The following is a 22,940-nucleotide window of genomic DNA, read 5'->3' on the forward strand; positions in this document are numbered from 1 at the left end:
TAATGTATAGCGGAAGCACTAAATGTCGTCTTCATCTTCGTCAGCTACATCGCTTACGACTTCAAATTCCTGCAAAGCAGCTGTGGCCTCGGAAAGGATAGCCTGAGCCAGCTCTTTTCCGTCTAAGATGTCTTTCATAACCAAGCCAGTCAGTCCCATAGTCAGGTTCAAACCTCCCAAGATAACTGCTGAGTCGAGCTTACCCATGTCAGCTAAGACGCTAGCTGCTGTCGTCAGAGGACTGCCTCCTACAATATCGGCCAGCACTAAGACACTGTCATCAGCGCTTAAGCCAGCCAAGGCCTGAGTAAAATCAACTGCAAAATCATCAACTGACTCGCCTTCCTGAAGACCGACCGCAATCACCTGATCCGTCTTATCTCCGGCAAACATCTTCAAGGAACTCTGCACGCCTGCAGCCAGTCCCCCATGGCTGACCAGTACAAGGTATTTCATCTTTACTGCCTCCTTTATCCTTCAACTTCTTAGCCAAGTCAGGCTTTAGATGACGAAGGATTTATTGATGATTTTATTGTACAAGATTTGTAATCGGTTTCATATTGTCAAATGTCATTTTGCCCAGATGACATTTGTTAGGAAAAATATGACATTTGTCATATTGGTCTAGTCAGCTGTGCTTTTTTCTGGCTTAATTAGAAATAAAAAAGAAAGCAGATTATTTTCCGCTTTCTATTTCTCTTTGAATGCTCGGTAGGGCGCTGTCAATCTCTTGATTCTGCATAGCATTTTGAATCAGATAGTCCATCCGGTCCATCGTATGACGGTCTACTTCTAGACTGATGTCAATGATAGAGCGATTCATCATGTGGTCTAGCCTCTCAGAAGTCAAGGAATCCAAGCCAAAATCATCGGCCTGTAAGATTTCTCTACCCTGTTGACTTTTCACTACAGATGGTAAAACTGAGGTCCCCTGCGATTTTTCAAACAAGGCCTGCTGACTTTCTTTATCCTGTGACAGCAAGAGCATAAATTCCCAAGCCAACTTTTCTTGCTTGGTATTGGAAGACATGGCAAAGAGCGAGGTCTTAACTTGTGTTCCCATCACCTGGCTATTAGCTGTTGGCATCGGGATACAGGTCCAAGAAAAGCTAGAATACTTGGCAACATGGTAAGGGTAGGGCTTGTAGGTCCGATACTGGGCCAGACTCATGGGGTAGAAGGCCACCCGCCCCTCATCAAAATCATTAGAAGTCACCTTATAATGCTGGCTGAGCATGTCTAGCTTGCTCATAAAGGCCAAGGCTTGGTGCATCTCTGAGCTGTCTACATTGATACCGGATTTATCGGTAAGATGACCGCCGTAAGCTACCAGAGCCTGCTGCCAAGTGTAATCCGTAATACCGTACTGATCCACCACACCATCGTCATTGGTATCCTTGGTTACTTTCTTGCAAATCTCATAGAAATCCGCCAGGGTCCAACCTGACTCAGGAATGCTAATTCCTTCTTTTTCAAGCAGGTCTTTATTGACACACATCATGATGGGATTGCTCTCAACTGGAAGAGCATAGCTGACTCCCTGATATTGCCCGGCTTCATAAGCCACCGGATAAAAAGCCTTTCGTTCATCATCCGTTAGGAGGGTATCCAAGGATTTAAGCGCGCCAGTCGAAGCCAACATGCTAAAGTCGTTTTCCGGTACCATAAAGAGATCCGGCTGCTCGCCTTTCAAGACTTGCTCTGCCAGCCAGTCAGCGTAATCATCCTTGGGAATACCGCTTTCATAGACGACCTTGACATGAGGATGCGTCTTTTCAAATTTTTTAATCAGGCTGTCCAAGACCTTGTTTTCCCGGCTGTTAGGCACATCCCAGCTAGAGCCAGCATAGACCCCGATACGCAGGACTTTTTCCTGAGCTGAAGCCCAAAAGACAAAAGCTAGGGCAACAGATATGATCAGGACAACCAGTAGGGCCAAATGTCTCAGTCTCCACTTCATTTGTCGCTTTCCTTACTAAAATCTCTCTGAGTGACTCCGGTCTGCACAGCCCATATAGCCAGCTGGGTTCGGTCGCGCAAGTTGAGCTTGGCTAGGATGCCTGACAGGTAATTTCGGACTGTCCCTTCTGATAGAAAGAGCTTGGCAGCAATTTCTTTATTCGAAATTCCAAAGCCAATCTGCTGAATAATCTTCCACTCCGTCCGGCTCATGTCCTCTATATTTTCCTCCGTCACTGTGATAGCAAAATTGGACTGGGCCATCTGTGAAAAGATTTTGAAGACCTTGGTGGCAATATTAGGATTGATCATAGCTCCGCCCCGATAGACTGTCTGAATGGCTTCGTGAAGTTCTTCTGTCGAAACCCCTTTGAGAATGTAACCAGACGCACCGTATTTGAGAGCGGAGAAGATAAATTCATCGTCATCAAAGGTCGTCAGAATGATAATCTTAACATCCGGATACTGCTCTTTGACAGCCTTAGTACAGAGAACACCGTCCATGACTGGCATGCGAATATCCATCAGAATCACATCTGGGCGTACCCGATGAAGCTTTTCCAGCACTTCCTTGCCGTCTCCGACCGTCCCGACCACCTCAATATCTGCGTGGGCTGACAGGATGATTTGCAGAGACTCGCGAATCAAGGCCTGATCGTCTGCTATTAAAACCTTAATCATGTCTTCCTCCTATTTTTGGGATTTCGATATGCGTGTAGAAACCGTCCCGATTTTCAAATCGGACGCTTCCGCCAATAATCATTAGACGCTCCTGCATCTGCTTGAGGCCATAGCCATAGTGGAGTTCATCAAAGCCAACACCATCATCCTGAATGGTCATTACATAGGACTCTTCCTCTAGCAGATCAATCCAGATAGTCTTGGCATGCCCATGGCGGACAGAGTTGGTAATAGACTCCTGAATCACCCGGAAGACAATGTCTTCCTTGGCAATATCCAAGTCAATATTATCCCATTCGTAACGAAGATGAATCTCTAAGTTGGAGATGGCTTCATACTCACGGATAATCTTAATCAGAGCTTCCTTCAAAGTATTATTTTCCAGAGCTCCCGGTCGCATCTTATTGAGCGAGCCGCGGACATCACGGATACCATCTCGAACGACGACTGAGACATTATTGAGCTGCTCCTTAGCCCGATTGGTATCAATATCAACCAAGACCTTGACCGCATCAATACCCGCTGAAATTCCCGTCAGGGCATGGCCCAATGTATCGTGAATCTCTCTGGCAATCCGCTTCCGCTCTCGATCTTCTGCTATTTTTTCGGACAAGGCCAGATAAGAGTTCAACTCGCGATTGGCCTGAGAAGCCATGCGCAGCTCTTCCTCAATCCGATGACGCTCTGTAATAGCCGACAAGATATAGAAGAGCAAAGAAATCATAAAGACGACGATATTGAGGGAGTAGAGAAAGTTCTTGCCAAAAAGCAGCAACAGCCGGACGGACTCTGGGTAAAAACGAATATAGGTATCTAGAGAAGGCAGCTTGATAAAGAGCGACATGAGGTCATAGTTGGACAAGAGCAGCATGCCAAAGCTCAAAATAATGAAAGAAAACCAATACTTCTTGTCCTTAGAAGAATTGAACTCCTTAGAGCCATAGAAAATATCCGCAAACACCAAGAGAATCAAGCCATTGTAGGACGAGTGCAAGACGGAAAAGATGACCAGCATGAGCAAGATTTCAATAATGGTCGCTTTGTCATAGACGGACAGCTGATTGGGGTGGCGCTCGCGATAGTACATGACCAAAAGCAGACTGCCATAGAGGCTAATTGATACCCAGAAAATCAAGCTGGGAGAGCCCGGAATAGCATCCAAACGCTCCAAAAGCGAGTGACTGAAGCCCTTAGCTGCTACATAGTTGGTCGCAAAGAGATAGATGGACGCATTATAGACAATGGCAACTAGATTGATGACCATCAGGGCTATTTTGCTATAAAATATACTTTTTTGAGGTCTCATTATTGCCACCCTGTAACTGTGTATTGACTGATATTATCTCTATTAACCAGATGAACGGGAATCAGGTATTGGCTGTCGTAGGATTTCCCCTCCTGCATCAGCTCAATTACCTGCGCCACCTTGCGCCCCATCTGAATGGGCGATTGGGCCACGGTTCCCTCTATATCGCTAGTCGTAGCCAGAAAGTTTTTGATATCTGGTGAACCATCCACGCCATAGATTGAGATTTTCTTATCAAGACCTTGATTTTTAATAGCAGCCAAGGCCCCGATAGCTGCTCGATCATTGAGCGCCATAACTACATTAAAGTCTAAACCTTCGTCTAGAGCCACTTTGACCTGCGGCATGGTTTCCTCAGTCTGGCCCAGTGTTTCTTTCTGGGAAATAATCCTGTAGCTAGGCTGTTTTTCAATCGTATCAATAAATCCCTGAATCCGGTCCATGGCAGAGACGGCATTGCGGTGCTCTAAAAGGAGAATGTTGGCAGAAGGCAAGCGCTTCATCATGTCCTGGGCAATCAGGACGCCTGCTTGGTAGTTATCAGACACAATGGTCGTATCCACTTTTACATCCTGACTGATAGGCGCATCCACTACGATGATTTTAATACCAGCTTTCTTGGCCTTTTGAAGAGAGGAAATAATGCTTGGACTATTGCTTTTCACCGGATTGATAACAATGACATCAACCTTTTCACGGACAAAAAAGTCAATCTGCTGGCTCTGCTTGCCCTCATCCAGCTCAGGATCCCGAACGTAGAGCCTGCTGCCCTGCTGGTTGGTTTTCTTCTCCAGCTCCGCATTTAAGGTCTTGTAAAAGTCATTATTCATGGTCATGTAGGTCACCCCAATCTTGACCTGCTTCTCATCTGGCAGAACACCCTTGAAATAAACAAAAAGCAAACCCAAGATAAGCAGAATAAAAAGCGGCCAGAGAGCCTTCTTCTGATAATGCTGTATCCGTTTTTTGACCTTAGCTGATACCATTTTTCACCCCCTATGCCGTAAGCGCCTTTATGAAACATATAGGATTATTATATTACAAAGCCTCCAAAAAGCAAAATCTTTCCAGAAACGGCTATAATAAAAGAGGTGAGACAGAATCTAAAAAATCCATGATTTTTGATTCTTGGTCCCACCTCGACAATCATCATTAAACTTTTAAAAGCTGGATAGAAATAGACTTTCAGTCAAACAGATCTTGCATCCTGCAAAACTGAATGATGATTTTTTAGAGCAAGGTCATTTCCCAGTCTTTGCTCCTTGCTTAAAAGGGAAGTTCCTCTTCTTCCAACACCAAATCTGCTAAATCAGCTCCGCTATTATTTTCACGCAGAGCGCGCTGGGCCCGACTTTCCAGGAGCTGGAAGCTATGACAGAGCACTTCTGTCACATAATGAGTCGCCCCCTCCTTCTCATAGCGACGAGTCCGTAGCTCACCATCCAGAGAAATCAAGCTGCCCTTACTTGCATAACTGGCTAAAGTCTCAGCTAGACGCCCCCAGACAACCACATTTACAAAATCCGCCTCACGCTCACCGCTCTGAGATTTATAACGACGATTAACTGCGACCGTTGCACGAGCCACAGATTTTTCATTCGCAGTCTTGTGCAGTTCAGGCATAGCCGTCAGCCGGCCGATTACAATTACTTTATTATACATTTTATATCCTCCTAACTTATCATTCGTAAAAGGAGGCAAAAAGTGAAAAAAATGTGGTATAGTATAGATAAAAAGGAAAGTTGCAGCTTTTTGTCCCCTTCCTATTAGATTTGTATAATGGAGGCTCCGATGGCCATTAAACATTCCCCTGTGAAAAATCTTATTTTTATCCTGATTTCTCTGTGGTTCGGAGGTTTTTCTGCCTGGGCTGCCGTAGACTACCTAACTAGCTCCAACCCCTACAAAGACACTAGTTTCTTTGTCCTTAGTCTGCTGGTTGCTGCTTTCTTCTTACTGCTCCTTATCTTTGCTATTCGCAGGCTAACCATTCATGCGACTATCCTCTCCTTTGACCACGAAAATGTAACCTACTATTATAGCGGACTCTTATCAGCTGCCACCTACTGCATTCCTATGCAGCAGATTAGTCATGCTCGCTACAGCCGAGACAGTGAAGAATCCGAGATTAGTCTTTGGATGGAGGACGGTTTCCATGACTTTGCAGCCTTTAACCATCCCCACCACAAAATTTATGCCTATCCTGACAGCCAGCTCATCGGCATTGTTTTCAAGAGAAAGCGCCTCAAAGCATTGGAAGACCACAGCCTAAACAGCCTTATCTACCAATACAAATACAGCACTCCGAGCCAGATTCCCACAGCCACTCCTCAATCATCAACCGACTCGCAAAGTAATAGCGACTGCGTCTTCTTTTGAGACAGTGTTGTGATTGTTAAGACAAATCACTTTAGATTACGGAGGATATCTAATGAACTATATAGCTTTTGTTTACTCCATTCTCTTATTATTTTCAACCTATTTTGCTTATAAAAAGAAGATTGGCAGCTCCAAAATCTCATTAATCGTAAGTTTATTTTTATTTTTCCCTAACCCTTCTGAATTTATTTTTTTCAATTTTTTACTGAAAACTTTAATATCCATACTTTTAATTTTGATCTCAGTAAGTTTTTTCTATGACAGAAAAATGAGTAAGAAGCAAATTCATTATACTCATCATTGTGTTAGATTGATTTTTCATCTGTTAATCATTTATTTTCTCTAGCATTAGCATGAGATAGATTTATAACGCTAAATTTATTACTATAAAAAAAGAGCGAAACGACTACACAAATCGTTTCGCCCTATTTTATATTTCGGATGTTATTAGGATACCCCGCCCATTTCTGAGCTTTTTATGATGTTGAATCCTCTCCCTTATCCCTGCCAATGTTTGGCTGGATCAAAGGCGGTTCCAACTAGTTCACTATCGGCTAATTCAATGATGCCGCGTTTTTGAGGCGCATTAGGTAACTGAAGTTCCCGTGGGCTGCACATCATCCCAAAACTCTTTTCGCCTCGAAGTTCTCCCGGGAAAATCAAATTCCCTTTCGGCATCATAGCACCCGGCAGAGCCACAATCGTTTTGAGGCCGACTTTGGCATTAGGAGCACCGGCCACGATTTGAACGGTCTTATCAGCAGCTACCTGCACTTGGCAAATATTCAGGTGATCACTATCTGGATGAGCTACCATATCAACGATTTCTCCAACCACAAACTTCGGCTGGCTGTCATTGACCAAGTCCGCTGGGAATCCTTCCTTGCTTAGCTCCTGATTGAGAATGACCACTTGCTCATCTGTCAAAAAGACCTGTCCGCGCTCTGCAATTTCAAAAAGGTCTGACTGCTCAAAAATATTCCAAGCAACAGTCTGGCCATTGTCTTCACGGTAAACACGCGCTACCCGTCCCTTGCGCTCAGCTGCCAGTTTAGCTCCTTGATTGTCCGCAGCAATAATCATCAACACGTCGCCGACATATTCTTTATTATAGGTAAAAATCATTTTACGCTCCCTTTTTCTCTTATACTAGCTAAAAATTCATTGATTTGGCTCTTGGTCTTGCGGTCACGATTGACCAGACGGCCAATCTCCTGTCCCTTTTCCAACACTACTAAGCTGGGAATCCCGTAAATGTCCCACTCTTTGGCCAGATCCAAATAGGCATCACGGTCCACTTGGATAAAGCGATAGTCAGGATTTTCCCCTTCTATCTCTGGCAAAAAAGGTTGGATAAATCGGCAATCTCCGCACCATTCAGCCGTGAAAAAGAAGACAGTCTTCTCCCCATCATTGACATAAGAAGCCAATCCCTCTAAATTTGTAGGGATAATCATGCTTCTTCCTCGTAGCTTAGCTGACCATTTTCATAGACAAAGGCAAAATGACGGTCATCCTCTAGGACCAGACCACCAACCAAGCGGTCATCTGTGGACTCGTATAGCTTGACATAAAGGCAGGAAATAGTACCCTGACTGGAAAAGAAATCTCGCACAAGCTCGACGATTTCCTCACGATTACGCAGTCGTTTCTGCTCCTGTACGACTTTGGCTGCCCCAAAAGCCAGCGCTCCAGCCCCCAAAAGGGCGGTTGTGGTTAAAATGATTTTTTTAGCTTTCATGTAGAATATTTTAACACAAAAGAGCAGAGGCGACAAACAATATTCCAGATTTTCCTGGGAGAAGCTGGATTCCTAAGCGGGCAGTCCTCTTGATTCAGGCAAGCTATAAGATTTTCCTACTCATTTACCGCAAAAAGTGATAAAATAGGGAGCAGAAAGAAGGTAAGTTTATGACAACATTATTTTCAAAAATCAAGGAAGTAACAGAGCTTTCTGCTATTTCAGGTCACGAGGCACCTGTTCGCAGCTACCTGCGGGAAAAAATCACTCCGCATGTCGATGAGGTCGTCACCGACGGTCTGGGCGGTATCTTTGGGGTTCGCCATGCAGAAGCTGAAAATGCTCCCCGTGTATTGGTAGCGGCCCACATGGACGAGGTTGGCTTCATGGTCAGCGAGATCAAAGCTGACGGAACCTTCCGCGTAGTGGAAATCGGCGGCTGGAACCCACTGGTCGTTAGCAGCCAACGCTTCAAACTCTTTACCCGTGAAGGTCGGGAAATCCCTCTTATCTCAGGCTCTGTCCCTCCTCATCTGACGCGCGGATCTGGCGGACCAGTTATGCCACAGATTGCAGATATTGTCTTTGACGGTGGCTTTGTGGATAAGGCGGAAGCTGAAAGCTACGGCATCCGTCCAGGAGACACGATCGTGCCAGACAGCTCTGCTATTCTAACAGCTAACGGTAAAAATATCATCTCCAAAGCCTGGGACAATCGCTACGGCGTCCTAATGGTCAGCGAATTGGCTCAAGCCTTGTCTGGTCAACCACTAGGCAGCCAACTCTATGTCGGCGCCAATGTTCAAGAAGAGGTTGGCCTGCGTGGAGCCCATGCTTCAACGACAAAATTTGCCCCTGAAGTCTTTCTGGCTGTGGATTGCTCCCCAGCGGGTGACATCTACGGTGGTCAAGGGGCCATCGGCGACGGAACGCTAATTCGCTTCTTTGACCCTGGTCATCTCATGCTGCCAGCTATGAAGGACTTCCTCTTGACAACTGCTGAGGAAGCAGGTATCAAGTATCAATACTACTGCGGTAAGGGCGGAACGGATGCTGGTGCTGCCCATCTCCAAAGCGGCGGCGTACCATCTACTACCATTGGTGTCTGCGCCCGCTACATCCATTCCCACCAAACCCTCTATGCCATGGACGATTTCCTGCAAGCCCAAGCTTTCCTGCAAGCTCTGGTCAAAAAGCTAGATCGCTCAACGGTGGACACGATTACCAACTATTAATTTCAAAAGGCAGCCCGTTCTTCATTCGGGCTGCTATCTCTTTTGTCTGATACTTCCTCTTTCAACTTTCCAATTTGAAGAAAATTTTGTTATAATGCTTAGCAGAGGTGAAAATATACATGAAAAAAATTGCTTTTGATTCTGAGAAATACTTAAACCTGCAGCGCGACCATATCTTGGAGCGCATTAATCAATTTGAGGGCAAATTGTACATGGAATTCGGCGGTAAAATGCTGGAAGACTTCCATGCTGCCCGTGTCCTGCCAGGCTATGAGCCGGACAATAAAATCAGACTGCTTAAAGAGCTCAAGGAACAAGTAGAGATTGTCATTGCCATCAATGCCAACAACATTGAGCACTCTAAGGCGCGTGGGGATTTGGGCATTTCCTATGATCAGGAAGTGCTGCGACTAATCGATACCTTTAACGAGCTGGATATTTATGTAGGCTCAGTGGTCATCACCCAGTATTCCGGTCAGCCGGCAGCTGATTTCTTCCGCAGCCAGCTGGAAAAGAATGGCATCGCCTCCTACATCCACTACCCGATCAAGGGCTACCCGACCGATATGGACCATATCATCTCGCCTGAAGGTATGGGGAAAAACGACTACATCAAAACCAGCCGTAATCTAGTCGTTGTTACCGCACCTGGTCCTGGTTCTGGTAAATTAGCTACTTGCCTATCCAATATGTACCACGACCAAATCAATGGCATCAAATCAGGCTACGCCAAGTTTGAAACCTTCCCAGTTTGGAATCTGCCCCTGCACCATCCTGTCAATTTAGCTTATGAGGCAGCGACAGCAGACCTGGACGATGTCAACATGATTGACCCTTTCCACTTGCAAACCTACGGAAAAACCACAGTCAACTACAACCGTGATATTGAAATTTTCCCAGTCCTCAAGCGCATGCTAGAGCGTATCCTTGGAAAATCACCTTATGCTTCTCCAACGGATATGGGCGTCAACATGGTCGGCTTTGCCATTGTAGACAATGATGCAGCTATCGAGGCATCCCAACAGGAAATCATCCGTCGCTACTACCAGACGATTCTGGACTTCAAGGCAGAGCGCGTTCCTGAATCTGCTGTCAAGAAAATCGAACTTTTGATGAACGACTTGGGCATCACACCGCTGGACCGTAAAGTAACAGTTGTTGCGCGCGATAAAGCTGAAAGCACTGGCGAGCCAGCTCTGGCCTTGGAATTGCCAAACGGTGAAATCGTAACTGGTAAAACCTCTGAACTCTTTGGCCCTACGGCTGCTGTCTTGATTAATGCCATTAAGAAATTAGCCAATATTGCCAAAGAGACCAAGCTGATCGAGCCTGAGTATGTCAAGCCAATCCAAGGTCTGAAAATCAATCATCTGGGCAGCCGCAATCCGCGCCTCCACTCAAACGAAATCTTGATGGCCTTGGCAATCACAGCCATGGAAAATCAAGATGCGGCAAATGCCATGCAACAACTCGGCAATCTCAAGGGCAGCGAGGCCCACTCCACTGTCACTCTGACAGATGAAGACAAAAACGTCCTGCGTAAGCTGGGCATCCACGTTACCATGGACCCTGTTTACCAGTATGATCGACTTTATAGAAAATAAAAACAAGCTCTGTTAAAAGCTTGTTGAGGAAGCTGGCTCTGCCAGCTTTTTTTATTAATAACGCTTGGACAGGAGAAAACGCAAGAGATAGTAAAGTCCCAAAACCAGGATAATGGTCAAGGTCAGAAACTGATTGAGACTTAGGATGATTGGGAAAACCATAGACAGGACACTCAAGCATGCTGCCAGAAGCAAAAGAATATTAAAAAGCAGTGTGCGAGTCTTTTCGTCAATCATGCGATTGCGCTCATCAGTCACCTGAATGTAGAGCTTCTCAAAATTTTCCTCCCGTCTTAGGACCAGATTATACCGAATGGTCATCAAAGAAAGCCCCAGCAGGATGCCGACCATGACTCCTTCCTGCTGATCATTCAGAGAATGAAAGTGGCTCCAGGCCAGTCCTACCAAGATGATTAAGATTAAGATACGCCCCACGATAACTTTTCTTTGAAGTTTTTTTCGAAATTCTTGTTTAGTTAATGTTTCCATGTCAGCCTCCTATTTTTCATACGCTTGAAAAATTTTCAACATCACCACAATCAGGAACATTCCCACAAAAGGCAGGATTTCCTTAGGGATAAAATTGGATTGCAAATGGAGATAAGCTAAGCCAACCACCACCAAAATAGCCAATATCCATTTACACAAATAAATCCATTTCATGATTCATCCTCCTCAAAGAGAAACACTTCTTCAATCCTTAAATTGAAAAAGGATGCAATTTTATGAGCCAAAAGCAACGAGGCATTGTAGCGGCCTTTTTCCAAAGAAATAATCGTTTGTCTCGTGACCTCTAGCTTCTCAGCCAGTTCTTCTTGGCTGAGCTTTTTTCTTTTCCGTAATTCTTGAATTCGATTTTCCAAGGCTGCCTCCTTTTCACAATGTAAAACAAACTTTACTTTTCAAATATAGTATAGCTCACTTTACATATTTTGTCAAGAAGAAAGCGGCAAAAAAAGAGGCTGGGACAAAAGTCCTAGCCTCTCAATTGTCTTTGGATTGTCGAGCAAGACGCAGTGGTTGAGTGGGCTCTACTACGCTGATTTCATCAGCTTTTACAGCCCTACTCAACTGTGCGGAGGTGGGACGACGAAATCGAATTCTAACGAATTACCGATTTCTGTCCCACTCTCTTTTATCATCTTTATTGATTTCCTTTGTTATTTGCTTTCCAAAGCTACAGTCAACTCGACACAGGCTCCTCCTTGGTCTGGATTGAGCAGGGTCAGACGACCACCATGCAAGAGAGCTACCTGCTTAGAAAAGGCTAAGCCGATACCATGATGGGGATTAGCTGAATTGCGGCTTTGGTCACTCTGGTAAAAGAGCTGTTCCGCTCCCAGCAGCATCTCCTCTGAAAATGCAGGGCCATTGTTCCAGATATCAAAAACTAACTGGTCCTGTTGTATTGATACCGTCAACTTCACTTCCTTTTGGCCCTGGTCAGCATGTTCAAGCGCATTCAGTAAGATATTGAGCAAAGCCCGCTTGAGATAGTCCAAATGAATGGACAATCTCAAGCTAAGATCACAATCTTCTTGGAGATAAAAATGATAGCTTTCCTGTTTGCTGAACAGTGCCCAGTCGTCCTGTAAATCAGCCAAAAAGTCCTCCAAGGAAAGCTGACTGAACTGATTAGAATCAATCTGAAAAGTCTTAGCGTAATCAATCAAAGATCCACAATACTCTTCCATCTTGTGACTAGCCTGCAAAATCTCAGCAGCATAGTCTGCCTGTGGCTGGCCCAACTGCGCCAACTCCAAGAGCTCAGCATTCCCCTTAATCACAGTTAGGGGCGTCTTCAAATCGTGCGATGTCGCTGATAGCTGTAAAATCAACTCCTGATTATGCTGCTGCTCTTTTTCTAGAAGACGAGCATTTTCTTGATGGCTACTCCGTAAATCGCTATAAACTTCGAGCATTTCCTCGATCCGAAAAAGCTGACTTTGATTTTCTTCTAAAAGCTTCTCGCTCGTTAGCATTTTTATTTCCCTGTCGATTTTTCGGAGCAATTTCAAAATATGATAAAAAGTAATCAGCAGCAAGCTCCCTGCCCAAAAGAACAAGGTGAAAAGAACGTGATTACTTCCTTGCGTAAATTCATAGCCTATAAGCACAAAAATCAAAACATGGAAAAAGACGATTTTTAAACTGGTTGTCCAGACTAGGCTTTTGAAATTTCGGGTTCTAATTGCCATCTATAGCCTACTCCTCTCACTGTTGCGATTGCTTGCAGCCCTTCTTGTTTGCATTTTTGACGAATCTGATACACGTATTCTGAGATGGAGCGAAGCTGTGTTTCTGAGCTTTCTGGGTAAAGCAAGGTATGCAGGCGTTCAGCTGAAAAGGTCTGCTTGGGATTACTAGCTAGTAAATGCAGCAACTTAAACTCTCGCTCTGAAAATTTCAAGACTTTACCAAAACAGGCAACTTCATAGCGCTCTGGATAAAATTGACAAGAAGCAATCTCAGAATAGCGCTCCTCGCGTCTTTCCTCTCGCCGAAAATGAGCCCTGACACGCGCCAGCAATTCTTTGGTCCCAAAAGGCTTGACAATATAGTCATCTGCTCCACGAAAGAGCCCTTCCACTTTGTCCGCCTCCAACTCCTTGGCCGTCAGAAAGATGATTGGACACGAAAGATGAGGACGAATGTAGGAACACAGCTCAAAACCATTAACAGGCTCCATCATCACATCCAGCAGAATCAAGTCATATCCGACAAAATGCGTCAGCTCTAGCTCTTCTATCCGATCAAGCGTCGTCACATCATAAACATCGAGCTCTAGGACATTTTTCACTAGCTTCAAAATGCTCCGGTCGTCATCAACCACCAAAATACGATACTGTCTCATAATTTCCATTATAGCATACCTCTAGCGAACATCTCGTTTCAAGCTTAAGAATATAGCAGAGCTCCAAACCAAAGCTAGCCAGAACAGCTGTATTCCCAGACCTGATAAATCTATTGAATGCTGAAGCCCTTCATACTCAAAAAGATTTAGGGTAGCCAGATCGGGCAGGTATTTTGCTTCCTTGATGAAAGTTGCCAACAAACGACTGAGACCAATCAAGAGAGGAAAGAGCACTGACACCGACACAACCCAAGATTGAAATAGCAAAGCGAGGCCGGCAGTTAAAAAAGCCAGAAAAAGATTGCTGAGAAGACCAAAAAAGCTGTAATAAAGGAATTTCCCCAGTAAGGACCAGCTAAAGTCTAGGTCAAATCGAGCCAACATAACAAAGAAACAGCTACTTATAATGACACTATAGAGAACCAAGAGTAGCAAGAACAGAAAAAGGATTTTCCCAGCCAACCAAGCCCTTCTATTTGATACGGTTAGAAAATTCGTTCGCATCCCAGACTTGACAAACTCCTGGGCAAAATAGAGGGAAGTAAAGATGACGATGACAGGCTGCGCCAGATAAAGGGCATGCAAAACCTCGCTCAGAGCCTTCGTCTGGCCAACTGCTGTCTGACTGTAGTCAAGATTCATTAGAAAAAATGGAACAGCTACCAGAGCCACCAAGGCTGCACCAAGAGCGAGATAGTAAGAACGGAACTTAATCCATTCACTTTTAAGCAAAGCTATTATCATCAGTATCGCCCTCCTAAATCCGTCTTCAAAAAGCGCAGAGAAGTCATGACGCCGATGACTAGTAACCATGCACCAAGTATCAACAGTCCTTGCAAGGGATTGTTGGCATATTGGGAAGTTGGCGTTGCAGCAAACAACTCTCCTGCTGGCTGTGGCAAATAAGCCCCCCAACTCGTGTGATCTGCCAGGTAGTTTCCCAGATTATAGATCTGGGGTACGAGAAATAGCAGAGGAACTAGCATGGTCCGAGCCAATAAACCTAACAAAAATGAAAGGATTCCCAAGAGGGTTAGAGATAAGGTTTTCCACAAAATCAGACTCCAAGCTGCCTGATTGAGCAGAATCGGATCAAGCCCTTCCTTTCCTAAAGCCAGGTGCATGACCATATAACTAAAGTAGATTGATAAAAAGCTACTGGCAAGAGAAAAGCAAGCAAAGGTCATGAGTTTCCCCACAAGCAACTTCAGGCGGTTATTACAGGTCAAAAGACTGGTTCTCAAGCTATGAGACTGAAATTCCATAGCTCCCAAAATTCCAGCTAAGATGACTAAAACCATGCCTGCCATAGAAGCCCCATTGAGGCCTAGATATTCCAGCGGGTCAATGGCTTCTGCCAGGCCGGGAACCGTCTCAGGCGTGGCATCCAAGCCGACAGATAAATACTGTCGACCCTCCAGCCAAGATACGGCAGGCACCAATAGCAGCATGAAGGCCATACTCACTTTGAAAGCCTTGGTTGAGCAAATTTTCAACCATTCTGAATGCAATAAAGACATCGTTTCTTTCATTTTAAACCTCCTCTGTCAAATCAAAGAAGAGATCTTCTAGGCTGTCTGAATCTTGCAACACCTCTTCCAATTGTCCCTGCTCAATAATTCGCCCATGATGAATCAAGACTACATCATCTGTCACCATTTGCACCTCTGATAGGATATGAGAAGATAGAAGTACCGTTTTCCCTAAATCAGCCTGCTGACGGATGAACTTTCTAAACCACTTAATCCCACTTGGATCTAGTCCATTAGTCGGCTCATCTAATATAAGAAACTGAGGATCACCCAGCAAAGCTGCTGCCAAACCCAGCCGCTGACTTTCCCCTAGAGACAGGCTTGACAAGAGGTCCTTCCTCTTATGAGCGATTCCAGTCATCTCCAAAACCTCATCGATCCGAGACTTGGGAATAGCATTACTCGCTGCAATAATCCTCAAGTGGTCATAGACCTTTCGATTTGGCAGACCGCCAATGCCGTCAAAGGCTGCACCTACCGTTCTGAGCGGATAGGTCATTGACTGATAGGCTTGCCCATTAAAAGTCGCCGTCCCTGCTGTCGCCCGATCTAACCCCAAGAGAATCCTCAAGGTCGAGCTTTTACCAGCACCATTCGGGCCTAGAAAAGCTGTAATCCGACCGCTTCTAGCTGTAAAAGAAATATCTTCTAAAATCTGCTTGCTGCCATGCTTTTTGCAGACTCCTTCTATTTTCACTATATGTTCCATACTGAACTCCTTTTGATTTTTCTTCAGTATATAGGGGCAAGTTCAGAGAAAGTTCAGACAATAAAAAACTTGCCTTGCGACAAGTTTCTTTTCTCATTTTTCAACCGCATCCCAGAGCTGGCGGATGCTTTTTTTCTGCACGGGATCGACAAAGTGTGGGGCGATTTCCACCAGAGATTGCAAGACAAAAGCCCGCTCAGCCACATAAGGATGAGGAACAATCAAGCCTGGACTATATATCTCCTCCTGCCCTATGTAAAGGATATCCAGATCAATCACACGAGGTCCCCATTTGATCTCCCGCACGCGCCCTAGATCCGCTTCGATAGCCAAGAGCGTCTGCATTAACTCCTCAGGATTGAGCCAAGTTTCAACTTCAACAACTTGATTGAGAAACGGATCCTGCTCAACCCCACCCCAAGGCTCCGTCTCGATACGACTTGATGCCTGCAACATTCTTATATTTTGCTCGGCCATTTTTTCCAAAGCCGCATCCAGATTGGCAGCTGGGCTGCCTTGATTGCTTCCCAGAGCGATAAAGGCTTTCCGCTTTTGACGCACTAGCTTGACTGAGCAGGTCTCTAAAGGCAGCGGCACCGGTGCCCAAGGCTTCTTGACCTCCAAGCTGACCTTTTGCACCAAAGGATGAGTCAGAAAAATCCGATCAATCAGCTTGTAAACCAGCGTCTCAATCAAGTCTTCCTTGCTTTCCTGACACCAGCGGGTTAAATCTTGAGCCAATTCTCCATAGTGGATAGAAGCTGTCAAGTCGCCTGTTTTGGCAGCCCAAGTCATATCATAGTCTAAAATCAGATCCAGCACAAAACGCTGGCCCAATTCCTTCTCCGCTCCAAACAGACCGTGATAGGCATACACTTCCAAATCCTTAATGCGTAGCTGATCCATTCTCTTATCCTTTCTGATTCAAGTTTCTGCATTTCATCCTTAATAAAACTATTTGGCCTTTCCTAACATGCTCCACCACTGATAATATCAATGTCCCATCAGTTTGTAAGCTTCATTTTTTAGGTCCTTGTCCGTCGCTAAAATGCCACGCGCCGCTGTAGTAACCGTTGCAGTGCCAGGCTTTCTGACTCCGCGCATATTCATACACATATGCTCAGCTTCCACCCAGACCAGGGCCCCTTGAGCACCCAGATAGTCCATCAAGGCCTCAGCAATCTCTACGGTCAATCGCTCTTGAATCTGCGGTTTCTTGGCATAGACCTCTACTGTTCGGGCCAGCTTGGACAGGCCTGCTACCCGACCATTAGGCACATAGGCGATATGAACCTTCCCGTAAAATGGCAGGAAGTGATGCTCACACATGGAATGAAAAAAAATATCCTTCTCCACTACCATATTATTGTCAATGATTTCAAAAGACTTGGCCAGATGCTCCTCAGCAGTCTCGCCCAGCCCAGCAAAGATTTCCTGGTACATTTTAGCAATGCGCTGTGGCGTCTCCTGCAAGCCTTCGCGGCTTCCGTCTTCTCCAACCGCCTCAATAATCTGGGCTACAGCTGCTTCAATTTTCTTCGTGTCCATATACGCTCCTATGTTCATTTTTATTTTTTAATAACTGACTTGACTGAGAAGGACGCTCAGTAAAGTCTAACTTGCGATTCTCAAGGATTGATTTTCTAACCTGAGCCAGAAAATAAAGAGAACCCGTAATCAGCAAAAGCTCATCCGGCTCATGCTCTACTGCTAAATAATCTGCTACATAATCCGGCCATTCTTTGTAAGACAGGCCTTGCTGCTCAGCCAAGGATTGCATGCTCTCTTTAGAAAAACTCCGCGGATCAGCAAAGGCTGTCAAGCTTATAGCTGCTTTGGGAATCTTTTGCAGCAGCTCCACCATATCATCCAAGGCCTTGGTTTGGATACAAGCAAATAAAATGTGCTTCTTATAAGTCGGATAATGCTGGTCCAGTGTCGCTGCTAACGACCGCAGGGCATGGGGATTATGGGCTCCATCCAGAAGAATAAGCGGCTGATCCGATATCCTTTCCAAACGCCCTGGCCATACAGCAGCAAGCAAAGCCCTCTCAACCTCTGCTTTTGTCAATAAGGGCAGCGACTGCAACTGACAGTATAGGTCACACAAGTGCAGAGCTAATCCAGCATTGTCCGCCTGATGCAGTCCCATCAGAGCTGTTTGATACGATTCTTTGGCCCGATAGGCATTCGAAAAGGAAAAGCACTCCCCCTCCTCTGACTCTTGATGTTCCACTTGATAAGCTTGAGACCAAGAAAAGAGCGGAGCATCTTTTTCAGCAGCCTTTTGCTCGACTACTGCCAGAGCCTCTGACTCCAACCTACCGGTCACAATGGGAACTCCATGCTTGATAATGCCAGCTTTCTGCTGGGCAATAGCCTCTAGACTGTCACCTAGCAAGGCCACATGATCCAGACCGACTGTTGTGATTGCAGTCAGTAAGGGCTGGCAGACATTGGTACTATCCAAAAGCCCACCCATGCCGACCTCGATAATAGCCACATCCACCTGCTGCTGGACAAAATAATCATAAGCTAGAGCAGTCACAATCTCAAACTCAGTCACCCCCTGCAAGCTAGAGTCTGCCGCATACTGGGCCAAAAGCTCTTGGTAAAGAGACAGTAATCGCTGAAGATCTTGGTCGGAAATCGCATTGCCATTAATGGCAATCTGCTCATTGTAGCTGACTAGGTAGGGAGAGGTGAAAGTGCCAACGCGCAGGGCTCGCACCTCCAAAAGTTGGCGCAGATGGGCAATGGTCGAGCCCTTGCCATTAGTCCCTGCAATATGGATGACTGGCAGCCGCAAATGCGGATTCCCCCGCAGCTCCAGCAAACGCTCCATCCGCTCCAAGCCAAAATTGGGACTGGCTGTCCGATAGGCTTCCAGCCAACTTAAATCAGGTAATTCTTGTTTTTTCATCTTACTTATACTGACCTAGATTGAGATCTTCTGTCTGCTGCGCTAAACGAATCGCATCGCCAACGGCAGCAGCCATCCGGTGCTTAGCCACTTCGTGCACTCTGACAACTTCAATACCTCTGCTGGCCGCAAGGCTAGTCAGATGGGCTGAAGCTGTATCACGGTTTTCAAAGCCTTCCTGTGTCTCAGAATTGACCTCAAAGCCGTTTTCTTCTAAGATACTAACGAGAAACCGCTTACGGGAAACCCCAAGAAAAATAGGAAAACCAGCTTGATGGAGACTTCCCAGCTCCTGCAAAAGGAGCAGATTCTCCCGCTTGGTCAAACCGAAACCAATCCCTGGATCCAGCATGATATTATCACGCGAAAGGCCAGCATGTTCCGCCACCTTCAAAGATTTCTCAAAACACTTCCACATTAGTTCTGCAATCGGTAGCTCTGCAAAAAGAGATAACTCTTCCTTAGTAAAAGCAGGACCAAAGCCAAATTCTGGGAAAATCCGTGAGCTGGCATGTTGAGGACGAGCCATCACTGGATTAAACATGACAATGACTGGCGCGCCATATTTCGCAGCAGTCTCTGCCATCTTTTCATCACCCAAAAGACCGGTAATATCGTTGATAATATCTGCACCCGCAGCCAATGCCGCTGCAGCCACTTCCGACTTCCAAGTGTCCACAGAAATCAGAATATCACTTTCCCGACGAATAGCTTCAATGACTGGCACGACTCGCTCTATCTCTTCTTGTATAGCCACAAAATGACTGCCTGGCCGAGTAGACTCACCACCAATATCCAGCATGTGAGCTCCCTCAGAAATCAGCTTTCTAGCCTGAGCCAATGCCGTCTCAACCGTATTGTAGCGCCCACCATCTGAAAAGGAATCCGGCGTCGCATTGATAATACCACAGAGACCCGTTCGACCATCTGGAGCAATTGCTTTTAGATTCACCATTTGACTTTCATCTCATTTCTATCGGCTGCCCTGCTCTTCAACAAAAAAGGCACACTCATCTAGTGTACCGCAAAGCTCTCAGCAGATGCAGCATCCAGTCCTATGAACTGCACTCGACTTCACAAGAAAACCTTATCTAGTCCCTTGTTTCATTTACCATTTTACCATAATTCTTCTATTTGACAAAACACTTTCTAAAAGCAAAAGGGTAAAAGGCTGAGAATAATCATATTTCTGAGAATATGGGCCAGCATAGACAGCTCCAAACGCTGAAAATAAGGCCTGAGTAGATGAGCAAAGACCAGTCCCAAAACCAGATAGGACAGAAAACACATAGTTTCCTGAGGATTTTTCGCAAGGGAAAAGCAGAGCAAACCTAGTGCAATCCCCCAGCTCTTCCGATAGCGAAGAGAGGCATCACTGTCAACAAATTTCGGTGCCGCAGGGGATAAAACGGCGATGTCAATCCCCAGAAGCAAAAGAGAAGATGACAGAAAACTCTCCGTCAGCATCTGCTCCACCGCCTGTCCTGACTGCACCTCCTTGCCACACAGCAGAAGAACCCCCGCAGCATTGACCAAAATCATCAAAAAATACAAGAAAAGCAAGTGTCGATAGTTGCTTGACTGACGCAGAGAACCTTTGATTTCCTGAAGTTCTCTGGAAAAATAAAAGGCGCAACAAAAAAGCAATCCCAGCAAGCCCACCATAAAAAGCAGATTGGCCTGACTAAAGACCAAGCGATGAGGCATTGGATGAAGCATGAGCAGCAGTCCCGTCTGAGTCAACATAGCCAGTAGTAACAATTGAATGATTTTTTCTAATTTCAGCATATTCTCTCCATTCTTCTCTTATCATTATAGAAGAAGTAAGAGCAAGCTGGTAGAAATCCCCTCAAATGTCCTAATTTGTGCCTCAAATGACAAAAAAAGCAGATATTCTCTGCTTTCTTACTTGTTCACCAAACCTGTCAGTATCATAATGAGTACTGCAACTCCATTTCTCAGCATGTGCGCCAAAATAGACATTTCCAAACGCTTAAATATGTAAGCAACCGCGGCTAAAACAGCACCCATACCTGCATATATAACAAAACTGCCGATGTTGGTCGGACCATGAAAAAGACCGAAAAGAATGACTCCTACAACCAAGCCCCAAACATAATGCTTGGTAAAAATTTTCTGAGGAATCAGGCCGCGAAAGACTACTTCCTCCAAGATAGGAGCCTGAATCACAGCACCTACCACTAATAAAATCTTGGGTACATGCTGAAATAATGCATTCAAGGCATCCTGATTAGCAGTAGAAATGGCCTGACCTTCTAGCAGCATAATAATTGCTCCTAACATGTTGACACCAATCATGACAACATTAGAAACGGCTAACCAGCCAAACGAAGACCATTTGAAGAAGCTAAAGTCAAGGCTCAGCAGTTCTTCTTGCTTAGCCATTCTCAGAACAAAAAAGATAATCAAAAGATATACCACCAGCACAAAGATAGTCTGTCCAGCTGAAAAATTCTTTTCAGAAGCAGTCATCTGTCGGATAAATATAAATGGTATCTGGCTGAGAAATAAGACAAACAAAGTCAGTAGAATGTACTCTAATTTTTTTAGAATTGCTTTCATATCTTCCTCCTTTTCCTTCCTAGTATAGCTCAATTTTCTTATTTTGTATAGACAATTCTTAACTGCAAGCATCTTGTATATCACGGGTTGGGAACTAATACTGATAGTGATTATGAGAACGAATCGCTCAGTTTTTCCAAGGTCAGCAACCAAGAAAATCCTTTCTTAAAACATACAAAAAGCCCAGTCAAACTGAGCTTTTGGATTTTTTGTTTTATTGATTTTTGAAACGTTCAACATCACGGGCAATGACCAATTCTTCGTCAGTTGGGATAACCAAGACTTTGACCTTGGCATCAGGACTGGAAATCACGCCTTCTGCACCATGCACATTCTTTTCTGGATCCACATTACAGCCAAACCAAGAAATACCATTAATAACCAGTTCACGAATGGTCACAGAATTTTCACCAATTCCTGCGGTAAAGATAATAGCATCAGCTCCATTCAAGACAGCAAGATACTGACCAATGTATTTTTGAATCCGGTCCACAAAAATGTCATTAGCTAATTGAGCCTTGGCATCACCTGCCCGCATTGCTTCATGAATATCACGCATATCACTTGACTTCTCAGAAACTCCAAGCAAGCCAGATTCACGATTCAAAACGCGGCTAATATCTTCCGGAGTATTAAAGTCATCTGTGTATTGCATCAGGTAAGGAATGATGGCTGGGTCGATATCCCCAGTCCGCGTTCCCATCATGACACCGCCAAGTGGTGTGAATCCCATAGAGGTATCTACAGAAACGCCCTTGTCTACTGCTGTGATAGAAGCTCCGTTACCAATGTGGCAAGTGATAAGTTTGAGTTCTTCAATCGGACGTCCCAAAATTTTAGCAGCTTCCTTGGCTACATACTCATGGCTGGTCCCGTGAGCTCCGTACTTGCGGACCTTGTTTTCAGTGTAATATTTAGTCGGAATCGGATAGCGATATGCTTTTTCCGGCATAGTTGTATGGAAAGAGGTGTCAAAGACCACCACGCTGGTAATGTCTGGCAGAATTTCTCTAAAAGCACGGATGCCTGCAGCGTTGGCTGGATTATGCAATGGAGCCAGAAGAGACAACTCCTCTACCTTTTGAATCACTTCTTCATCAACGAGGGCTGAATCCTTAAAGTATTCACCACCAGCCACAACACGGTGACCCACACCGGTAATCTCATCATAAGATTCAATGATATTAAAGCGTTTCAAATCATCCAGCAAAATTTTTACGGCCTGCGTGTGATCTGCAATATCAAGAACCTGCTTTTCTGAACGACCGTCAAATTTCACTGTTGAAATAGAATCCTTGAGACCAATCCGTTCCAGCAAGCCCTTAGCCAAGACCTTTTCTTCCGGCATCAAGTAGAGTTGCCATTTTAAGCTTGAGCTTCCTGCATTAATAGAAATTGTTTTCGACATTTCTTCACCTCTTTAAGCGTTTTCAA

General features: G+C 45.0%; 27 protein-coding genes. 3 read left to right on the top strand and 24 right to left on the bottom strand.

The annotated features are described in order from the left end of the window. Window positions 1-18 precede the first annotated feature (18 nt). From DQM55_RS10600 to DQM55_RS10625, 6 genes are all read right to left on the bottom strand, one after another. Entirely contained in the window at window positions 19-456 is a 438-nt protein-coding gene (locus DQM55_RS10600) for a PTS sugar transporter subunit IIA (protein ID WP_002903468.1), read from the bottom strand. Between the two features lie 220 nt (window positions 457-676). Next, window positions 677-1,960 carry an ABC transporter substrate-binding protein gene (locus DQM55_RS10605; protein WP_111676705.1) on the bottom strand — a complete coding sequence of 428 codons (1,284 nt, stop codon included), beginning with the start codon at window positions 1,958-1,960 and terminating at the stop codon, window positions 677-679. Next, window positions 1,957-2,640 (bottom strand): response regulator transcription factor, encoded by a 684-nt coding sequence (locus DQM55_RS10610; RefSeq protein ID WP_002896732.1) that lies wholly within the window; start codon window positions 2,638-2,640, stop codon window positions 1,957-1,959. Before DQM55_RS10610 ends, DQM55_RS10605 begins: the two co-directional genes overlap by 4 nt. Then, the gene (locus DQM55_RS10615) at window positions 2,633-3,946 is read right to left on the bottom strand and encodes a sensor histidine kinase (RefSeq protein ID WP_111676707.1); all 1,314 of its coding nucleotides are present in this window, start codon (window positions 3,944-3,946) and stop codon (window positions 2,633-2,635) included. Before DQM55_RS10615 ends, DQM55_RS10610 begins: the two co-directional genes overlap by 8 nt. After that, entirely contained in the window at window positions 3,946-4,932 is a 987-nt protein-coding gene (locus DQM55_RS10620) for a substrate-binding domain-containing protein (RefSeq protein WP_111676709.1), read from the bottom strand. The genes DQM55_RS10615 and DQM55_RS10620 overlap by 1 nt, the downstream gene beginning before the upstream one ends. A 280-nt stretch (window positions 4,933-5,212) precedes the next feature. Further along, window positions 5,213-5,608, bottom strand: coding sequence for a single-stranded DNA-binding protein (locus tag DQM55_RS10625; protein WP_002903597.1), 396 nt, complete (start codon window positions 5,606-5,608; stop codon window positions 5,213-5,215). A gap of 129 nt (window positions 5,609-5,737) precedes the next feature. On the opposite strand from DQM55_RS10625, the gene DQM55_RS10630 reads away from it, so the two are divergent. Further along, a complete protein-coding gene (locus DQM55_RS10630; protein ID WP_002911087.1) occupies window positions 5,738-6,325 on the top strand; it encodes a hypothetical protein in 588 nt (195 codons plus the stop codon). 498 nt (window positions 6,326-6,823) lie between these two features. Here the strand turns inward: DQM55_RS10630 and ytpR are convergent, their stop codons facing one another. Genes ytpR through DQM55_RS10650 form a run of 3 tightly spaced genes read right to left on the bottom strand, consistent with a single transcriptional unit; the run spans window position 6,824 to window position 8,066 of the window. Continuing rightward, window positions 6,824-7,450 carry a YtpR family tRNA-binding protein gene (gene ytpR, locus DQM55_RS10640; RefSeq protein ID WP_002903477.1) on the bottom strand — a complete coding sequence of 209 codons (627 nt, stop codon included), beginning with the start codon at window positions 7,448-7,450 and terminating at the stop codon, window positions 6,824-6,826. After that, window positions 7,447-7,782: a thioredoxin family protein gene (locus DQM55_RS10645; protein ID WP_002903478.1), complete on the bottom strand. Its 336-nt coding sequence runs from the start codon at window positions 7,780-7,782 to the stop codon at window positions 7,447-7,449. Before DQM55_RS10645 ends, ytpR begins: the two co-directional genes overlap by 4 nt. Further along, a complete protein-coding gene (locus tag DQM55_RS10650; protein WP_002903480.1) occupies window positions 7,779-8,066 on the bottom strand; it encodes a DUF4651 domain-containing protein in 288 nt (95 codons plus the stop codon). The genes DQM55_RS10645 and DQM55_RS10650 overlap by 4 nt, the downstream gene beginning before the upstream one ends. A 170-nt stretch (window positions 8,067-8,236) precedes the next feature. Here DQM55_RS10650 and pepA point away from each other — a divergent pair, with 170 nt between their 5' ends. Both pepA and DQM55_RS10660 read left to right on the top strand, forming a co-directional pair. Beyond that, on the top strand, window positions 8,237-9,301 hold the full coding sequence (gene pepA / locus DQM55_RS10655; protein ID WP_111676713.1) for a glutamyl aminopeptidase: 1,065 nt from the start codon (window positions 8,237-8,239) through the stop codon (window positions 9,299-9,301). Between the two features lie 119 nt (window positions 9,302-9,420). Continuing rightward, on the top strand, window positions 9,421-10,905 hold the full coding sequence (locus DQM55_RS10660) for a DUF1846 domain-containing protein (RefSeq protein ID WP_111676715.1): 1,485 nt from the start codon (window positions 9,421-9,423) through the stop codon (window positions 10,903-10,905). A gap of 54 nt (window positions 10,906-10,959) precedes the next feature. Here the strand turns inward: DQM55_RS10660 and DQM55_RS10665 are convergent, their stop codons facing one another. The 15 genes from DQM55_RS10665 to DQM55_RS10740 form a co-directional block, all read right to left on the bottom strand. Continuing rightward, on the bottom strand, window positions 10,960-11,394 hold the full coding sequence (locus tag DQM55_RS10665) for a hypothetical protein (protein ID WP_111676717.1): 435 nt from the start codon (window positions 11,392-11,394) through the stop codon (window positions 10,960-10,962). 9 nt (window positions 11,395-11,403) lie between these two features. Continuing rightward, window positions 11,404-11,568, bottom strand: a complete 165-nt coding sequence (locus DQM55_RS10670) for a hypothetical protein (protein ID WP_111676719.1) — start codon at window positions 11,566-11,568, stop codon at window positions 11,404-11,406. After that, a complete protein-coding gene (locus DQM55_RS10675; RefSeq protein WP_002896748.1) occupies window positions 11,565-11,768 on the bottom strand; it encodes a helix-turn-helix transcriptional regulator in 204 nt (67 codons plus the stop codon). The genes DQM55_RS10670 and DQM55_RS10675 overlap by 4 nt, the downstream gene beginning before the upstream one ends. Window positions 11,769-12,065: 297 nt before the next feature. Beyond that, entirely contained in the window at window positions 12,066-13,103 is a 1,038-nt protein-coding gene (locus tag DQM55_RS10685; RefSeq protein WP_111676721.1) for a sensor histidine kinase, read from the bottom strand. Continuing rightward, on the bottom strand, window positions 13,070-13,768 hold the full coding sequence (locus DQM55_RS10690; RefSeq protein ID WP_004189040.1) for a response regulator transcription factor: 699 nt from the start codon (window positions 13,766-13,768) through the stop codon (window positions 13,070-13,072). The genes DQM55_RS10685 and DQM55_RS10690 overlap by 34 nt, the downstream gene beginning before the upstream one ends. 12 nt (window positions 13,769-13,780) lie before the next feature. Next, window positions 13,781-14,503, bottom strand: a complete 723-nt coding sequence (locus DQM55_RS10695) for a hypothetical protein (protein WP_004189042.1) — start codon at window positions 14,501-14,503, stop codon at window positions 13,781-13,783. Further along, window positions 14,503-15,291: a lantibiotic ABC transporter permease gene (locus DQM55_RS10700; RefSeq protein WP_111676723.1), complete on the bottom strand. Its 789-nt coding sequence runs from the start codon at window positions 15,289-15,291 to the stop codon at window positions 14,503-14,505. The genes DQM55_RS10695 and DQM55_RS10700 overlap by 1 nt, the downstream gene beginning before the upstream one ends. A gap of 1 nt (window position 15,292) precedes the next feature. After that, complete coding sequence (locus DQM55_RS10705) at window positions 15,293-16,000, bottom strand: ABC transporter ATP-binding protein (protein ID WP_111676725.1); 708 nt, start codon at window positions 15,998-16,000, stop codon at window positions 15,293-15,295. 93 nt (window positions 16,001-16,093) lie between these two features. Next, window positions 16,094-16,906 carry a 2-amino-4-hydroxy-6-hydroxymethyldihydropteridine diphosphokinase gene (gene folK, locus DQM55_RS10710; protein ID WP_111676727.1) on the bottom strand — a complete coding sequence of 271 codons (813 nt, stop codon included), beginning with the start codon at window positions 16,904-16,906 and terminating at the stop codon, window positions 16,094-16,096. A gap of 87 nt (window positions 16,907-16,993) precedes the next feature. Further along, complete coding sequence (folE, locus tag DQM55_RS10715; RefSeq protein WP_002903492.1) at window positions 16,994-17,548, bottom strand: GTP cyclohydrolase I FolE; 555 nt, start codon at window positions 17,546-17,548, stop codon at window positions 16,994-16,996. Then, window positions 17,529-18,923, bottom strand: a complete 1,395-nt coding sequence (locus DQM55_RS10720; protein ID WP_111676729.1) for a bifunctional folylpolyglutamate synthase/dihydrofolate synthase — start codon at window positions 18,921-18,923, stop codon at window positions 17,529-17,531. The genes folE and DQM55_RS10720 overlap by 20 nt, the downstream gene beginning before the upstream one ends. A gap of 1 nt (window position 18,924) precedes the next feature. Next, window positions 18,925-19,878: a dihydropteroate synthase gene (gene folP, locus DQM55_RS10725; protein WP_111676731.1), complete on the bottom strand. Its 954-nt coding sequence runs from the start codon at window positions 19,876-19,878 to the stop codon at window positions 18,925-18,927. 194 nt (window positions 19,879-20,072) lie between these two features. Continuing rightward, window positions 20,073-20,711: a CPBP family glutamic-type intramembrane protease gene (locus DQM55_RS10730; RefSeq protein ID WP_111676733.1), complete on the bottom strand. Its 639-nt coding sequence runs from the start codon at window positions 20,709-20,711 to the stop codon at window positions 20,073-20,075. 117 nt (window positions 20,712-20,828) lie between these two features. Then, window positions 20,829-21,578 (bottom strand): CPBP family intramembrane glutamic endopeptidase, encoded by a 750-nt coding sequence (locus DQM55_RS10735; RefSeq protein ID WP_172454770.1) that lies wholly within the window; start codon window positions 21,576-21,578, stop codon window positions 20,829-20,831. A gap of 142 nt (window positions 21,579-21,720) precedes the next feature. Beyond that, complete coding sequence (locus tag DQM55_RS10740) at window positions 21,721-22,914, bottom strand: acetate kinase (protein ID WP_111676737.1); 1,194 nt, start codon at window positions 22,912-22,914, stop codon at window positions 21,721-21,723. Between the last annotated feature and the right edge of the window lie 26 nt (window positions 22,915-22,940).

The organism is Streptococcus sanguinis (genome assembly GCF_900475275.1).
Classification (GTDB): Bacteria; Bacillota; Bacilli; order Lactobacillales; family Streptococcaceae; genus Streptococcus; species Streptococcus sanguinis_N.

Bases quoted from the DNA above. Each gene is read 5' to 3' on its own strand.
- DQM55_RS10600 (WP_002903468.1), bottom strand. From the start codon at position 456: ATGAAATACCTTGTACTGGTCAGCCATGGGGGACTGGCTGCAGGCGTG.
- DQM55_RS10605 (WP_111676705.1), bottom strand. From the start codon at position 1,960: ATGAAGTGGAGACTGAGACATTTGGCCCTACTGGTTGTCCTGATCATA.
- DQM55_RS10610 (WP_002896732.1), bottom strand. From the start codon at position 2,640: ATGATTAAGGTTTTAATAGCAGACGATCAGGCCTTGATTCGCGAGTCT.
- DQM55_RS10615 (WP_111676707.1), bottom strand. From the start codon at position 3,946: ATGAGACCTCAAAAAAGTATATTTTATAGCAAAATAGCCCTGATGGTC.
- DQM55_RS10620 (WP_111676709.1), bottom strand. From the start codon at position 4,932: ATGGTATCAGCTAAGGTCAAAAAACGGATACAGCATTATCAGAAGAAG.
- DQM55_RS10625 (WP_002903597.1), bottom strand. From the start codon at position 5,608: ATGTATAATAAAGTAATTGTAATCGGCCGGCTGACGGCTATGCCTGAA.
- DQM55_RS10630 (WP_002911087.1), top strand. From the start codon at position 5,738: ATGGCCATTAAACATTCCCCTGTGAAAAATCTTATTTTTATCCTGATT.
- ytpR (WP_002903477.1), bottom strand. From the start codon at position 7,450: ATGATTTTTACCTATAATAAAGAATATGTCGGCGACGTGTTGATGATT.
- DQM55_RS10645 (WP_002903478.1), bottom strand. From the start codon at position 7,782: ATGATTATCCCTACAAATTTAGAGGGATTGGCTTCTTATGTCAATGAT.
- DQM55_RS10650 (WP_002903480.1), bottom strand. From the start codon at position 8,066: ATGAAAGCTAAAAAAATCATTTTAACCACAACCGCCCTTTTGGGGGCT.
- pepA (WP_111676713.1), top strand. From the start codon at position 8,237: ATGACAACATTATTTTCAAAAATCAAGGAAGTAACAGAGCTTTCTGCT.
- DQM55_RS10660 (WP_111676715.1), top strand. From the start codon at position 9,421: ATGAAAAAAATTGCTTTTGATTCTGAGAAATACTTAAACCTGCAGCGC.
- DQM55_RS10665 (WP_111676717.1), bottom strand. From the start codon at position 11,394: ATGGAAACATTAACTAAACAAGAATTTCGAAAAAAACTTCAAAGAAAA.
- DQM55_RS10670 (WP_111676719.1), bottom strand. From the start codon at position 11,568: ATGAAATGGATTTATTTGTGTAAATGGATATTGGCTATTTTGGTGGTG.
- DQM55_RS10685 (WP_111676721.1), bottom strand. From the start codon at position 13,103: ATGGCAATTAGAACCCGAAATTTCAAAAGCCTAGTCTGGACAACCAGT.
- DQM55_RS10690 (WP_004189040.1), bottom strand. From the start codon at position 13,768: ATGGAAATTATGAGACAGTATCGTATTTTGGTGGTTGATGACGACCGG.
- DQM55_RS10695 (WP_004189042.1), bottom strand. From the start codon at position 14,503: ATGATAATAGCTTTGCTTAAAAGTGAATGGATTAAGTTCCGTTCTTAC.
- DQM55_RS10700 (WP_111676723.1), bottom strand. From the start codon at position 15,291: ATGAAAGAAACGATGTCTTTATTGCATTCAGAATGGTTGAAAATTTGC.
- DQM55_RS10705 (WP_111676725.1), bottom strand. From the start codon at position 16,000: ATGGAACATATAGTGAAAATAGAAGGAGTCTGCAAAAAGCATGGCAGC.
- folK (WP_111676727.1), bottom strand. From the start codon at position 16,906: ATGGATCAGCTACGCATTAAGGATTTGGAAGTGTATGCCTATCACGGT.
- folE (WP_002903492.1), bottom strand. From the start codon at position 17,548: ATGGACACGAAGAAAATTGAAGCAGCTGTAGCCCAGATTATTGAGGCG.
- DQM55_RS10720 (WP_111676729.1), bottom strand. From the start codon at position 18,923: ATGAAAAAACAAGAATTACCTGATTTAAGTTGGCTGGAAGCCTATCGG.
- folP (WP_111676731.1), bottom strand. From the start codon at position 19,878: ATGGTGAATCTAAAAGCAATTGCTCCAGATGGTCGAACGGGTCTCTGT.
- DQM55_RS10730 (WP_111676733.1), bottom strand. From the start codon at position 20,711: ATGCTGAAATTAGAAAAAATCATTCAATTGTTACTACTGGCTATGTTG.
- DQM55_RS10735 (WP_172454770.1), bottom strand. From the start codon at position 21,578: ATGCTTGCAGTTAAGAATTGTCTATACAAAATAAGAAAATTGAGCTAT.
- DQM55_RS10740 (WP_111676737.1), bottom strand. From the start codon at position 22,914: ATGTCGAAAACAATTTCTATTAATGCAGGAAGCTCAAGCTTAAAATGG.